This is a genomic window from Streptomyces sp. NPDC085937 (assembly GCF_044540535.1).
GTDB lineage: Bacteria > Actinomycetota > Actinomycetes > Streptomycetales > Streptomycetaceae > Streptomyces.
The window spans coordinates 510,785-524,821 of sequence record NZ_JBITSH010000004.1 but is presented as its reverse complement, the minus strand read 5'-3'; the positions used below and the strand labels follow the sequence as shown (position 1 = coordinate 524,821).

12 protein-coding genes and 3 pseudogenes are annotated in these 14,037 nt (G+C 70.5%); 9 read left to right on the top strand and 6 right to left on the bottom strand.

The window, feature by feature from the left end; genetic code table 11:
• Nucleotides 1–89 precede the first annotated feature (89 nt).
• Nucleotides 90–762, bottom strand: a pseudogene (locus tag ACIF8S_RS12530) (pyridoxamine 5'-phosphate oxidase family protein); the annotation flags it as partial.
• Nucleotides 763–992: 230 nt separating this feature from the next.
• The gene (locus tag ACIF8S_RS12525) at nt 993–1,742 is read right to left on the bottom strand and encodes a helix-turn-helix domain-containing protein (protein ID WP_349794150.1); all 750 of its coding nucleotides are present in this window, start codon (nt 1,740–1,742) and stop codon (nt 993–995) included.
• Between the two features lie 239 nt (nt 1,743–1,981).
• Between ACIF8S_RS12525 and ACIF8S_RS12520 the strand changes: the two genes are divergently transcribed.
• The 5 genes from ACIF8S_RS12520 (at nt 1,982) to ACIF8S_RS12500 (ending at nt 6,466) form a co-directional block, all read left to right on the top strand.
• Nucleotides 1,982–2,674 carry a DUF4097 family beta strand repeat-containing protein gene (locus tag ACIF8S_RS12520; RefSeq protein ID WP_399998986.1) on the top strand — a complete coding sequence of 231 codons (693 nt, stop codon included), beginning with the start codon at nt 1,982–1,984 and terminating at the stop codon, nt 2,672–2,674.
• 29 nt (nt 2,675–2,703) lie between these two features.
• The gene (locus tag ACIF8S_RS12515; RefSeq protein ID WP_399998984.1) at nt 2,704–3,207 is read left to right on the top strand and encodes a hypothetical protein; all 504 of its coding nucleotides are present in this window, start codon (nt 2,704–2,706) and stop codon (nt 3,205–3,207) included.
• Nucleotides 3,208–4,029: 822 nt separating this feature from the next.
• Nucleotides 4,030–4,701, top strand: a complete 672-nt coding sequence (locus ACIF8S_RS12510; RefSeq protein WP_399999034.1) for a DUF4097 family beta strand repeat-containing protein — start codon at nt 4,030–4,032, stop codon at nt 4,699–4,701.
• 26 nt (nt 4,702–4,727) lie between these two features.
• The gene (locus tag ACIF8S_RS12505) at nt 4,728–5,684 is read left to right on the top strand and encodes an ATP-binding cassette domain-containing protein (RefSeq protein WP_399998983.1); all 957 of its coding nucleotides are present in this window, start codon (nt 4,728–4,730) and stop codon (nt 5,682–5,684) included.
• On the top strand, nt 5,681–6,466 hold the full coding sequence (locus ACIF8S_RS12500; protein ID WP_399998981.1) for an ABC transporter permease: 786 nt from the start codon (nt 5,681–5,683) through the stop codon (nt 6,464–6,466). The genes ACIF8S_RS12505 and ACIF8S_RS12500 overlap by 4 nt, the downstream gene beginning before the upstream one ends.
• Before the next feature lie 150 nt (nt 6,467–6,616).
• Here the strand turns inward: ACIF8S_RS12500 and ahcY are convergent, their stop codons facing one another.
• The 3 genes and pseudogenes from ahcY to ACIF8S_RS12485 all read right to left on the bottom strand — a co-directional run.
• On the bottom strand, nt 6,617–8,047 hold the full coding sequence (ahcY, locus tag ACIF8S_RS12495) for an adenosylhomocysteinase (RefSeq protein WP_399998979.1): 1,431 nt from the start codon (nt 8,045–8,047) through the stop codon (nt 6,617–6,619).
• Entirely contained in the window at nt 8,037–8,906 is an 870-nt protein-coding gene (gene metF, locus ACIF8S_RS12490; RefSeq protein ID WP_399998978.1) for a methylenetetrahydrofolate reductase [NAD(P)H], read from the bottom strand. Before metF ends, ahcY begins: the two co-directional genes overlap by 11 nt.
• Nucleotides 8,903–9,052 (bottom strand): annotated as a pseudogene (locus ACIF8S_RS12485) (vitamin B12 dependent-methionine synthase activation domain-containing protein); the annotation flags it as partial. The gene metF and the pseudogene ACIF8S_RS12485, both read right to left, overlap by 4 nt.
• Between ACIF8S_RS12485 and ACIF8S_RS12480 the strand changes: the two are divergent.
• A complete protein-coding gene (locus ACIF8S_RS12480) occupies nt 9,002–10,021 on the top strand; it encodes a ScbA/BarX family gamma-butyrolactone biosynthesis protein (protein ID WP_399998977.1) in 1,020 nt (339 codons plus the stop codon). The pseudogene ACIF8S_RS12485 and the gene ACIF8S_RS12480 overlap by 51 nt on opposite strands.
• A 379-nt stretch (nt 10,022–10,400) precedes the next feature.
• Nucleotides 10,401–11,045: a ScbR family autoregulator-binding transcription factor gene (locus ACIF8S_RS12475; protein WP_399998976.1), complete on the top strand. Its 645-nt coding sequence runs from the start codon at nt 10,401–10,403 to the stop codon at nt 11,043–11,045.
• Here ACIF8S_RS12475 and ACIF8S_RS12470 read toward each other — a convergent pair.
• The gene (locus ACIF8S_RS12470; RefSeq protein ID WP_399999033.1) at nt 11,008–11,859 is read right to left on the bottom strand and encodes an NAD-dependent epimerase/dehydratase family protein; all 852 of its coding nucleotides are present in this window, start codon (nt 11,857–11,859) and stop codon (nt 11,008–11,010) included. The genes ACIF8S_RS12475 and ACIF8S_RS12470 overlap by 38 nt on opposite strands.
• 435 nt (nt 11,860–12,294) lie before the next feature.
• Here ACIF8S_RS12470 and ACIF8S_RS12465 point away from each other — a divergent pair, with 435 nt between their 5' ends.
• Nucleotides 12,295–13,509, top strand: a complete 1,215-nt coding sequence (locus ACIF8S_RS12465) for an IS110 family transposase (protein ID WP_399998975.1) — start codon at nt 12,295–12,297, stop codon at nt 13,507–13,509.
• Between the two features lie 241 nt (nt 13,510–13,750).
• Nucleotides 13,751–14,033, top strand: a pseudogene (locus ACIF8S_RS12460) (hypothetical protein); the annotation flags it as partial.
• Between the last annotated feature and the right edge of the window lie 4 nt (nt 14,034–14,037).

The window sequence follows — 14,037 nt, the reverse complement described above, 5'->3', positions numbered from 1 at the left end:
ACCGGGGTCCGTTTCTGTTTCAGGTGTTGCCGCCGGGGGTGGGTCCGTTGCTGGGAAGGGTCTGGTCGAGGTCGGTGGGGGAAGACGTCGGTGCCGGTTGTCCTGGTGATGTGGGAAGGCAGGGGGGTTGCGGTGCGCCGTGCCGGGTCGGGTACCGGGGGTCCCCAAAGCGTGGTGACGGGGAGTACACCGGCCCAGACGTTCAAGTCGGCGTCGGGGCTGTCGCGGTCGTCGGGCGGGCCGGTGCGTACCTTCACGACGAATGCCTCGGCCAGGTCGAGGGCCAGCAGTGTGGTGGCCACGAGTTCCTTGCGGCTGGGTGTGCGAGCGTAGTCCCACTGGCCCGGCAGCCCGGCACGCATTGTTCCGTCAGTACGCGCAGGCCTTCGACTTTCTCGCCGGGGTCGGTGACTACGCGTGGGGTGACGTAGATCATCGCTGAGCGGTAGTTGACGCCGTGCTTGAGACGTAGCGGGCCAGGACGATTCCGTCGAGGTGGGTGACGGTCACGCAGACCGTGGCGTGGGGTGCACGCAGGAGGCTGCGGCCGGCCACGGATCCGTGGATGTAGAGGGTGTCGGCGGTGGCGCCGTACACAGTGGGGACGGCCATGGGGGTGCCGTCGACCACTACGGCCAGATGGCACAGGAACCCTGCGGCCAGGACGGCGTTGAGGTCCGCGCGTCGGGTGCGGCCCTTTTCGCGCATGCGGCGCAGTCGGGTGCGGTCGGTGACGGGGAGGGCTGGGGTGTCGGCTGTCATGGGAGTACCTTCTTGGGCAGCCTCGGGTGCGCGGGAGGGCGCGTCCGTGATCCACGGCCAGCGTCGTCTCACTCCGGCCCTAATGTGCTGGATCTGGTCGGTGGTCAGTTCGTCGCCGCCGTCGGCCGGTACATCCCAGTCCTCGACCGGGCATCCGGCGAGGAAGCCTCCGGCGGCGGGGCCGTCCGGCTGGGGGCGGCCCCACATACCGGTGACGAGGGGGGCGTGGGTCAGGCGGCGCCGTCCGAGGTTGTCGCGGACGTGAGGTGCTCGGGCTTGGTGTAGAGGACGTCGCGGGCCTGTTCCGCGGCGCGGGCGGTGCTCTCGGAGACGAAGTCCAGGAAGCGGGCGATGTTCTCCAGGCGGGCGCCGGCCGGGGTGTGGGAGCCGAGGACGCCGACGCCCTGCCGTGCGGTCTCGACGACCTGGGCGATGGACCGGGCGCTGGCCATCATCGACTGGTACCAGATGTCGTCGTCGACGACGTAGCGTTCGCGGCGGCGTTCGTCGCGTTCGCGGCGGACGAAGCCCTGGCTTTCCAGGAACGCGATCGCCTTGGACACGGACGCCGGGCTGACCTGGAGGCGCTGGGCGAGGTCGGAGGCGGTGAGGCTGCCCGAGTCGGTGAGGCAGAGGCCGGCCAGCACCCGGGCCATCATCTTGGGCATGCCGGAGGCCATGACGACGGTGGTGAACACCTCCTCGTACTCGCGCACCGCCTCGGCGTCGCGCCCGTGGGGCTGTGCCGGCGTCCTGGGGTCGCGGGGCGCGGTCTGCCGGCGGCGGTGGGCGCGGTGTTCGGTGGCGCGGTGGGCCAGGTCGGCGCGGTAGGAGGTGGGGCCGCCGTTGCGCATCACCTCGCGCGTGATCGTCGAGGTGGGGCGGTCCAGGCGTCTGGCGATCTCGGCGTAGGCGAGGCCGTCGGCCAGTCCCAGTGCGATCTGCTGGCGTTCCTGCTGGGTGAGCCTGCCTCCCGGCATCGCGGTCTCCTCACGTGTTCCGTGGTGTCTGCCACCTTCGCGTTTCCACCATAGCGTTCAACCACCAGCTATTTGCAACGAAGAGGATCAGGGAAGTTGCATTAGCTTTAGCGTCATTGCAACGTTTTCTTGGCTTGCACCTGCGTAAACGTCGAACTTGTGCGACGAATGCGTTGCCAGATCCATGAACGCAACGTAGCGTTTCCGTCATAAGAAACAAGGATCCGGAGGAGTGCACGATGCAGCTGGACAAGAGCGCGACGCAGAGGTTCGACACCCCCTCCCCCGTCACGGCCGTCATCGACATCCCCGCCGGGCGCATCCGGTTCATCGCCGCCGACCGCACCGACACCACCGTCGAGATCCTGCCCGCCACCCCCTCCAGGAGCCGCGACGTGAAGGCGGCCGAGCAGACCACGGTCGCCTACGCCGACGGTGTCCTGCGCGTCGAGGCCCCGGCGGCCAAGAACCGGCTTCTGGGTCCTTCCGGAGCCGTCGAGGTGACCGTCCAGCTGCCCGCCGGATCCCGCGTCGAGGCGAAGGCCGCCAGCGCCGAACTGCGGGGCGTCGGACGCCTCGGCGACGTCGCCCTCGAGGCCGCGCAGGGCACGGTCAAGCTCGACGAGACCACGAACGCCCGGCTCACCCTCGCCGCCGGCGACGTCCTCGTCCACCGCCTCAACGGCCCCGCCGAGATCAGCACCCAGAAGGGTGACCTCCGCGTCACCGAAGCCGTACGCGGCACCGTCACCCTGCGCACCGAGTACGGCGACATCACCGTCGGCGCGGCCCGCGGCACCTCCGCCGCCCTCGACGCCGGCACCGGGCACGGCCGTATCCAGAACACCCTCGACAACGCCGACGGACCCGACGCCGCCCTCACCATCCACGCCACCACCGCCTACGGCGACATCACCGCCCGCAGCCTGTAGCAGCCCCCGACACCAGGAAGGACACCACCATGAAGCCGCTGCCCGGAAAGAGGTGCGAGGTGGCGGCCTCGGCCGGTCCCGGGCCGGTGGCCTCGTTCGTACGGTTCGTGCTCTCCGGCGGCGGTGTCGGCGTCCTCTCCAGCTTCGCGGTACCGCTGCTGGCCGTGACGATGCCCTGGGCGGTCTCGAACGCCATCGTCACCATCGTCTCCACCCTGCTGTGCACGGAGCTCCACGCCCGCTTCACCTTCGCCAAGGGGCGCGGCGCCGGACGGCGGGAGCACTGGCAGTCCGCGGGCTCGGCGACCGCCGCCTTCCTCGCGACCGGCATCGCCGTTCACGTCCTGCACCTGGTGCAGCCCTCCGCCGGCCTGCCGGCCGAGCAGCTCGTCTATCTCGGCGCGTCGGGCCTCGCCGGCGCGGGCCGCTTCCTCGTCCTGCGCCTGTACGTCTTCGCCGGCCGCCCCGCCCGTACCGTACGGCCCTCGGCGCGGCAGGGGGCGGCGGCCTCCCCCGTCCTCGCGGCGGCGTAGGCGAGTACGCACCCCGTACGCCCCGTACCTCCGTACGCCGTACGCCCCGCCTCTCGTACGCCTCTCGTACGGCGAACATAGTCGCGTGCGGTGGACGGCTGCCAGGAGGCGGCACTTCACCCGCGCCGCGGATCGCGCCGGAACACGCGAGGGACCTCGTGCACGGACGCGGTGCGCGGGGTGAACGGCCGAGGGCCTCGTGGGACGCCGCGGCGTCGCGGACGCCGGGGGCCATGAACGCCGTTGCGCGCAAGGCCGCTTGAGAGCCGGTCGAGGTCCGGCCGAGGTCGATGGTCCCGGGGGCGGGCCTCCGGTTCACTGATCCCATGGCGACCCCGACTTCCGGCACCGGTCGCGTCCCGCAGCCGTCGCGGCGCGAAGGCCCGCGCCGCGCGGCACCGCCCCCCACCGGTACGCCGATCCCCCCACCGCCCGGCCGCCCGGCGTCCTCGCCCCGTGCCGGTACCTGCCCCACGCCGTCCGTGCCCGGCCTCACGCCGCGCGCGTCGGTGTCCTGCGCGGGCTTCACGGCCTCCCTCTCCCGGTCCGGCTCCCACCGGGTGGGTCCTTCTGCCGGCGGGGCGGTCCCCTGCACGCTCCCGGAGGCCCCCGTATAGCGTTCGCCCTCAATCTGTTGCAACGAAAGCAGGAGAGGTCGTTGCGTTAAGTCTCGCCTCATTGCAATGATTTGCTTGCATCTACCTGCACTTACTACTACTTGAGGCAACAACTGCGTTGCCTATTTGGTGAATGCAACGTAGCGTTTCTGTCATCAGAAACATTGGTTCGCAGGAGCGCACGATGCAGAAGAAGGAGTGCACGATGCAGAGGTTCGACACCCCCGCCCCCGTCGCGGCCGTCCTCGACATCCCGGCCGGACGCATCCGGTTCACCGCCACGGACCGGACCGACACCACCGTCGAGGTCCTGCCCTCCGATGCCTCCAAGAGCCTCGACCTGCAGGCGGCGGAGAAGACCACGGTCGCCCTCGCCGACGGCGTCCTGCGCATCGACGCCCCCGCGGTCAGGAACCGGATCCTCGGTTCCTACGGCATCGTCGAGGTGACCGTCCACCTGCCCGCCGGCTCCCGCGTCGAGGCCAAGGCCACCGACGCCGAACTGAAGGGCCACGGGCGCCTCGGCGAGGTCACCCTCGACAGCACCCAGGGCACGGTCGAACTCGACGAGATCGAAGGCGCCCGCATCGCCCTCGTCGCAGGCGACGTCACCGTCCACCGCCTGAACGGCACCGCCGAGATCGCCACCCGGAAGGGCAATCTCCGTGTCACCGAAGCGGTCTGCGGCACGGTCACACTCCGTACGGAGCAGGGCGACATCACCCTCGGTGCCGCCTCCACGACCTCCGCCACCCTCAACGCCGGCACCACCCACGGCCGCATCGACAACACCCTCACCACCACCGACGGGACCGCCGCCGGGCTCGTCATCCACGCCACCACCTCCTACGGCGACATCACCGCCCGCAGCCTCTGACCCGCACCCAACAAGGAGCCCCCCTCATGACCAAGCCGGCCATCACAGCGAACGGGCTGCGCAAGTCGTACGGCGACAAGACCGTGCTCGACGGCATCGACCTGACCGTTCCCGAAGGGACGATCTTCTCTCTGCTCGGTCCGAACGGGGCCGGCAAGACCACCACCGTGCAGATCCTCTCCACCCTCATCTCCGCCGGCGGCGGACAGGCCCAGGTCGCGGGCCACGACCTCGCCGCGGACCCGCAGGCCGTGCGGGCCTCGATCGGCGTCACCGGCCAGTTCTCCGCCGTCGACGGTCTGATCACCGGCGAGGAGAACATGCTCCTCATGGCCGACCTGCACCACCTGCCGAAGCAGGAGGGGCGGCGGGTGACCGCCGAACTGCTGGAGCGCTTCGACCTGGTGGAAGCGGCGAAGAAGCCCGCCTCCACCTACTCGGGCGGTATGAAGCGCCGCCTGGACATCGCGATGACGCTGGTCGGCTCCCCGCGGATCATCTTCCTGGACGAGCCCACCACCGGCCTGGACCCGCGTTCCCGGCACAACATGTGGGGCATCATCCGCGAGCTGGTCTCCGACGGCGTGACCGTCTTCCTCACCACGCAGTACCTGGAGGAGGCCGACGAACTCGCCGACCGCATCGCCGTGCTGAACGACGGAAAGATCGCCGCCGAGGGCACCGCCGCCGAACTCAAGCGCCTCGTCCCCGGCGGCCACGTCCGGCTCCGCTTCACCGACCCCGTCGCCTTCCAGGCCGCCGCCCTCGCGCTGAACCCGGCGACCCGCGACGACGACGCCCTCGCCCTCCAGATCCCCTCGGGGGGCAGCCAGCGCGAGCTGCGCTCCGTCCTCGACCGGCTGGACTCCGCCGGCATCGAGGCCGACGAACTCACCGTGCACACCCCCGACCTCGACGACGTGTTTTTCGCCCTGACCGGCGGCGCCGGCGTCCCCACCCAGCCCAAGGAGACCGTCCGATGAGCTCCCTCTCCCTCGCCGTGCGTGACTCGAACACGATGCTGCGCCGCAACCTGCTGCACGCGCGCCGCTACCCGTCCCTCACACTGAACCTGCTGCTCACGCCGATCATGCTGCTCCTGCTGTTCGTCTACATCTTCGGCGACACCATGAGCGCGGGCATCGGCGGCGGAGGGCGCTCCGCCTACATCGCCTACATCATCCCCGGCCTGCTGCTGATGACCGTCGGTTCCACCGTCATCGGCACCGCGGTCTCCGTCTCCATGGACATGAACGAGGGCATCATCGCCCGCTTCCGCACCATGGCCATCCACCGGCCCTCGGTCCTCGTCGGACACGTCGCCGGCAGCGTCCTGCAGTCGATCCTGAGCGTCGTCCTCGTCGGCGCCGTCGGCGTGGCCATCGGGTTCCGCTCCACCGACGCCACCGCCTTGGAGTGGCTGGCGGCGTTCGGGATGCTCGCCCTCTTCACCCTGGCGCTCACCTGGATCGCCGTCGGCATGGGCCTGGTCAGCCCCAACGCCGAGGCCGCCAGCAACAACGCCATGCCCCTGATCCTGCTGCCGCTGCTGTCCAGCGCCTTCGTCCCGGTCGACTCGATGCCGGGCTGGTTCCAGCCGATCGCCGAGTACCAGCCCTTCACGCCGGCCATCGAGACCCTGCGCGGCCTGCTCCTGGGCACCGAGATCGGCCACAACGGCTGGCTCGCCGTCGGCTGGTGCCTGGCCCTGACCGTCCTCGGCTACTTCTGGTCCACCTCGACCTTCAACCGCGACGGGAAGTAGGTCCGCCCCGCGACAGCGCGGGCCACCGCCCGCGCCCCCGGTCGACAACCGCACACGACAACCGCACACGACGTAGCGCTGCGCTCCACGATCCGCGAAGGCCCGCCGCCGCTGTCTCCGGACAGCCGCGACGGGCCTTCGCCGGTGCCGTCAGTAGCGGTAGTGGTCCGGCTTGTAGGGGCCCCCGGGCTCGACGCCGATGTAGTCGGCCTGCTCCGGGCGGAGCGTGGTCAGCTTGACGCCGAGCGCGTCCAGGTGGAGACGGGCGACCTTCTCGTCGAGGTGCTTGGGCAGCACGTGGACGCCCGTCCCGTACGCGTCGGGCTTGGTGAACAGCTCGATCCGGGCCAGGGTCTGGTCCGCGAAGGAGTTGGACATCACGAACGACGGGTGGCCGGTGGCGTTGCCCAGGTTCAGCAGGCGGCCCTCGGACAGCACGATGATCTTCTTGCCGTCGGGGAACGTCCAGGTGTGGACCTGCGGCTTGACCTCGTCCTTGACGATGCCCGGAGTCTTCGCGAGGCCGGCCACGTCGATCTCGTTGTCGAAGTGACCGATGTTCCCGACGATCGCCTGGTGCTTCATCCTGGCCATGTCCGAGGCCATGATGACGTCCTTGTTGCCGGTCGTGGTGATGAAGATGTCGGCCGTCTCGACGACCTCGTCCAGCGTCGTGACCTGGTAGCCGTCCATCGCCGCCTGCAGCGCGCAGATCGGGTCGATCTCGGTGACGATCACGCGGGCGCCCTGGCCGCGCAGCGACTCCGCGCAGCCCTTGCCGACGTCGCCGTAGCCGCACACGACCGCGGTCTTGCCGCCGATCAGCACGTCCGTGGCCCGGTTGACGCCGTCCACCAGCGAGTGCCGGCAGCCGTACTTGTTGTCGAACTTCGACTTCGTCACCGCGTCGTTGACGTTGATCACCGGGAACAGCAGAGAGCCCTCACGGTGCATCTCGTACAGGCGGTGCACACCCGTCGTGGTCTCCTCCGTCACACCGCGGATCTGCGCGGCGATGCCGGTCCAGTCGAGTGTGCTCGCCTTCAGCAGGGCGGCCACGGCCGCCAGTTCCTCGTTGTCGGCCGGGGGCAGCTCGCCGGTCTTGAGGTAGGCGACGCCCTGGTGGACGAGGGTGGTGGCGTCGCCGCCGTCGTCCAGGATCATGTTCGGGCCGCCGGTGGGGCTGCCGGGCCAGGTCAGCGCCTGCTCCGTGCACCACCAGTACTCCTGGAGGGTCTCGCCCTTCCAGGCGAAGACCGGGACGCCCTGCGGGTTGTCGGGCGTGCCGTCCGGGCCGACGGCGATGGCGGCCGCCGCGTGGTCCTGGGTGGAGAAGATGTTGCAGGACGCCCAGCGGACCTCGGCGCCGAGGGCGACCAGGGTCTCGATGAGGACGGCGGTCTGCACCGTCATGTGCAGGGAGCCGGTGATACGTGCGCCGGCGAGGGGCTGGGCGTCGGCGTACTCCTCGCGGATCGCCATCAGGCCGGGCATCTCGTGCTCGGCGAGGGTGATCTCCTTGCGGCCGAACGCGGCCAGGGAGAGGTCGGCGACTTTGAAATCCTCGAACTCAGGCGACACGAATGCTCCTTGAACTGATGACGTTACGGTGGATGTCCAGGGCCGCGGTGGACCTGTTCAGGGTGATGTAGTGCAGTCCGGGCGCGCCCTCCGCCAGCAGGCGTTCTGCCATGGCGGTGGCGTACTCGACGCCGATGCGGTGGCCCGCGGCGCGATCGTCGCGGACGGCTTGCAGACGGTGGGCCAGGTCCTCGGGGAAGGCGGCGTCGCTCAGTTCGGCGAAGCGGCGGATCTGGCGCACGTCGGTGGCGGGCATGATCTCGGGGACGATCGGGATGTCGCAGCCGGCCGCGGCCGCCCGGTCGCGCAGCCGCAGGTAGTCCTCGACGTGGAAGAACATCTGGGTGATGGCGTAGTCGGCGCCGGCACGGCACTTGGCCACGAAGTGCCGGATGTCGGTGTCCCAGTCGGGCGAGCGGGGGTGCCGTTCGGGGAAGGCGGCGACGCCGACGGTGAAGTCGCCCAGGGAGCGGACGAGTTCGACCAGCTGGTAGGCGTGGGTGAAGCCGTCCGGGTGCGCCACCCACGGTCCCCGGGGGTCGCCGGGGGGATCGCCGCGCAGGACGAGGACGTCCTTGATGCCGGCGTCCGCGTAGGCGCCGATGATCTGGCGCAGCTCGGCGACCGAGTGGCCCACGGCGGTGAGGTGCGCGACGGGGCGCAGGGTCGTCTCCGCCGCGATGCGCCGGGTGACCTCGATGGTGCGGGTCCGGGAGGAGCCGCCGGCGCCGTAGGTCACGGAGACGAAGTCCGGGCGCAGGGGCTCCACCTGGCGGACCGCCTGCCACAGGGTCCGCTCGCCGGCCGCGGTCCTCGGCGGGAAGAACTCGAAGGAGAAGGTCGTCACCGAGGTCGTCACGCGCGGCCTCCCGCGTTGAAGTAGTTCGCCTCGGGGTGGTGGACGACGAGGGCGTCGGTGGACTGCTCGGGGTGCAGCTGGAACTCCTCGGACAGGTGGACGCCGATGCGTTCCGGCCGGAGCAGGTCGGCGATCTTCGCGCGGTCCGCCACGGGACCGGCCGCGGCACGCAGTACACGCAGAGCGGTCACGGGGCGGCGGCGGGATCCACCGCGCCGCGTCACCCGTCCCTGACCACCACCGTCCCCAAGGAGTTCGTCCATCGCGCCAGCGTCGCCGAGGTCATGCTCACCGGCTGGGAGCGCGCGGACGAGTGCCGGTTCGCCGTGACCGCCCAGTGGCCCCGCGGTCACATCTTCTTCACCAGCGTCAACGGCTGCCACGACCCGCTCATCGCGGCGGAGACACTCCGCCAGATCGGCTCACTGCTGGCCCACGCGGAGTACGCAGTCCCGCTCGGCCACCACTTCCTGATGCGGGACCTGTCGCTCACGGTGCGCCCGGAGCACCTCCTCGTCGGCGGCGCGCCGGCCTCCCTCGACATCGACGTCGTCTGCGAGGACGTCAGGATGCGCCGGGAAAACCTGGCCGGACTCCGCTACACGGCGGTGATGCGCCGCGCCGGGCAGGTGGTCGCGACCGGCGCCGCGTCCTTCACCTGCATGACCTCCAAGGTCTACCAGCGGCTGCGCGCCGACCGGCTGAACAACGCCGGCCCCCAGCTCGCCCTCACCGCCCCGACAGCGCCCCAGAACGTCGGCCGCGTCTCACCCACCGACGTCGTCCTGTCACCCGTGGGCCGGCCGGGCCGCTGGCAGCTGCGGGTGGACACCCGCCACCCCGTCCTCTTCGAACACCCGGTGGACCACATACCGGGCATGATGCTGCTCGAGGCCGCCCGGCAGGCCGCCGTGGCGACCGCCGGCGAGGACGCCATGCCCCTGTCCCTCACCGGACAGTTCAGCCGCTACGCCGAACTGGACACCCCCTGCGCCATCGACGCCCGCCGCCTGCCGCACACCGACCAGGAACAGACCGCCGTCCAGGTGACCGGCCATCAGGACGGAAACCCGGTCTTCCGGTCCACCGTGACCGTGGCGGCACCCGCCGCCTGACCCCACCACGGCCACGGGCCGGCCGCAACGGCGCACACAGCGCCTCCCGGCCGGCCCACCCGCACGCCCACCACCAGACCCGCCCTCCCGCGCGTCCACGACCAGACCCGCCCGCGCGTCCACGACCGCACCCGCCCACCCGCGCCTCCACGACCGCACCCGCCCGCCGTACGTCCGCGACCGGACCGGGCCCGGCTGTGCGTCCACGACCCGACCCGCCCTCCCGTACGTCCGCGACCGGACCGGCGCGGCCGCGGCCGAGGGACGGCCATCCCGCCGACCACGGCATCGCCGGCAGACACAGACAGGCTGTTAAATACGGACTGGATGGTTTGCAATCGACGGTATGCCCGGGCGCGTGGATCGACTGGAGGACAGCATGGCTGAACAGGAGCGGGCCATCCGCACACGCAGGACGATCCTGTTCGCCGCGGCCAAGGTCTTCCAGGAACACGGCTACCAGGCGGCGACGATCTCCCAGATCCTCGCGGAAGCCGGCGTCACCAAGGGCGCGCTCTACTTCCACTTCCCCTCCAAGGAGGACCTCGCCCAGGAGGTACTCCTCTCCCAGAACCACGACTTCCACGTCCCGGACCGCCCGTCCAAGATCCAGGAGATCGTCGACATCGTGCTGCTGCACACCTACCGCCTGCAGACCGACCCCCTGGTCCAGGCGGCGGTGCGGCTGGCCCTGGACGAACTCGCCCACGGCCTCAACCGCAGCGACTCCTTCATGCGCTGGGACAGCATGCTCCAGGAACGCCTGGAGAAGGCCCAGGCCCAGGGCGAACTGCTCCCCCACATCGTGCCGGCCGAGACCTCCGGCATACTCGTCGGCGCCTACACAGGCATCCAGTCCCTCTCCCAGGCACTCAGCGGACACCAGGACCTCGCCACCAGAGTCACCGCCCTGCTGCGCCACCTGCTGCCCAGCATCACAGTCCCCTCCGTCCTGGCCTCCGTCGACATGAGCGAAGACCGCATGCTCAAACTGCACACCGACACAACGGCCCCCGCCCGCTAAACCCCCCGCCGCCGCCCCGGCCCCGCTCAGCCCGCCGCCCCGCCCGGCCCGCCGCCCCCCGCCGCACCGGGGCCGGACCCCGCCCGGCGAGATACGCCGCATACCAGCGCGCCACCTCCGCGAAACGGGCCTCGAAACCCGGCCCCGGACCCTCACCGATCCGGGACCACAGACGATCCGCCCGATACCAGTGATCCACCGTCAGCAACCCGTACTGATGATCGGACAAATCCGGCACGGCGCGCCTGACAAGCTCACGATGCTCCCCCACCGACACCACCCCACGCGGCACCACAACCCCCAAATGCCGCCCCAACACCGCCAACAGCCGGTCCGCCGCCACCGGCCGGGGATCCGCCGCGTGATACACCACACAACGGTCCACAGCCCTCGGCCCGCACGCCAGACCCGCCACCGCACGCGCCAGATCACCCACCGCGATCAGCGAACTACGCGACACCCGCCCCGCCGGCCACACCGACACCCCCGCCAACAACCGCACCACCGCCGGCACGAACCACACATCACCCGCCCCATACACCAGATGCGGCCGCACCACCGTGCCACCCGCCTCGAGCACAGCCCGCTCCGCCCGCAACCGCGACATGCTCGCCGGGGAAACCGGACACGGCACCAACGCCTCCTGACCCACACCACGGTGCGGACCAGGACCGTAAACGGAAGCCGTACTCACATACACCACATGCCCCACCCCCTCCCGCCGCGCCTCCTCCAACAGGGCCACAGTGCCGCGAAGATTCACCGCCTCACACCGGGCCGCATCACGCCCCACATAAGCAGCCGCACGAACCACCACATCCCCCCCCCCCGCCAACCCCCCCCCGCAACGACTCCGGCCGCGTCAGATCCCCACAGACATGACCCACCAACCCACCACCCGACAACGGCGCCCGGCGTGCCAGAACCCGCACTGCGGGCCCACCACCAACAACCGCACGCCCCACCAACTCACCAACCACCGCCCCCCCGTTATGTTTTTTGCGGTCCTGCAAGAGGGCCGCTGGCCTCCGGGCCCGGCATGGCTGTTGCCCCCTGTCGATGGGATGACCTGGGGGGTGGTGTCACCGGGTCCGTGGGGTGCCGTCGGAGACGCTGATCAGAGGTCCGACCGCCGTCCGGCCGGGCGCCAATGCCCGGCCGCTTTCGGGCGGCAGGTCTGCATAACGTGGATGCGCGCGAACGGCTCCCGACCCTGGGGCCGGCACGCATCGACGCATGTGGGGGCACGGTGATCGATATCGACGGGGTGGGCGTCTTCCTGGGCCTGGACGTCGGCAAGCAGACGCATCACGGCCACGGGCTGACTCCGGCCGGGAAGACGGTGTTCGACAAGCAGCTGCCGAACAGCGAACCGAAGCTGCGGGTCGTCTTCGACAAGCTCACGGCCAAGTTCGGCACGGTTCTGCTGGTCGTGGACCAGCCCGCCTCCATCGGCGCCCTCCCGCTGACGGTCGCCCGGGACGCCGGCTGTCAGGTCGCCTACCTGCCCGGACTGGCGATGCGGCGGATCGCCGACCTCTATCCCGGCGAGGCCAAGACCGACGCGAAGGACGCCGTGGTCATCGCGGACGCCGCCCGCACCATGCCCCACACCCTGCGCACCCTCGACCTGACCGATGAGATCACCGCAGAGCTGACCATGCTGGTCGGCTTCGACCAGGACCTCGCCGGCGAGGCCAACCGCACCAGCAACCGCATCCGCGGCCTGCTCACCCAGTTTCACCCCAGCCTCGAACGGGTCCTCGGGCCGCGTCTGGACCACCAGGCGGTGACCTGGCTCCTCGAGCGTTACGGATCCCCGCAGGCGTTGCGGAAGGCCGGCCGCCGAAAGCTGGTCGAAGTCGTCCGGCCCCGGGCCCCGCGCATGGCCGAGCGGCTGGTCGACGACATCTTCACCGCGCTCGACGAGCAGACCGTCACCGTTCCGGGCACCGGCACCCTCGACGTGATCGTCCCGTCGCTGGCGAAGTCGCTGGCGAAGTCGCTGGCCGCCGTTCACGAGCAACGCCGGGCCCTGGAGGCGCGGATCGAGGCACTGCTGGAGGCCCACCCTCTTTCTCCGGTCCTGACCTCGATGCCCGGCATCGGCGTCAGGACCGCCGCAGTCCTCCTGGCGACCGTCGGCGATGGCAGCTCGTTCCCGAGCGCCGGCCACCTGGCCTCCTACGCCGGTCTCGCCCCGGCCACCCGGCAGTCCGGCACCTCGATCCACGGCGACCACGCCCCCCGAGGCGGCAACCGGCAGCTGAAACGCGCGATGTTCCTCTCCGCGTTCGCAGCCCTCCATGATCCCGCCTCCCGGACCTACTACGACCGCTGCAGAGCCCGCGGCAAAACCCACACCCAGGCCCTCCTCCGCCTCGCCCGCCACCGCATCAGCGTCCTGTTCGCCATGCTCCGCGACGGAACCTTCTACCAGCCGAGGCGCCCCCGACCTGCTTGACGAAAGACATAGAGGCACCCCCCCCGACAAAACCACTACCCCCCACCACCAGGACACAGCCCACAACCCCTGAAACCAACACAACACACCCCCCACCCCACCCGACCAGCAACCCCAACACCAGCCAACCCACACGAAGAATAGACCGCCCGGACGGTTCTCCCAGGCCGTCCAAAACAACAACCCCCCACGGAACACCCGCAGGCAGAACCGCCAAACGAAAGCATCTCCCCCGGCTCACCTGCCGCCCAGGGTGACAACGTTGGCCCGGCTGGTGGCGGCGGTGAAGCAGGCGGCGAACCAGCGGCTGTAGGACCCTCCACGGGCTGCTGAGCATCAATCAACGGGCGTTCCTGGACTCCCTGCTGACGCTGCCGCCGAGCGCCCGGGTGTCGGAGCTGGACCGGCTGCGGCGCGGCCCGGCGCGGATCCCCAGGCCGCAGATGAAGTGGACGTTGAAGCGGGCGGAGGAGAGCGCGGCCTTCGGGATGGGCAACATGGACGTGTCGAAGATATCGACTCGAGCTG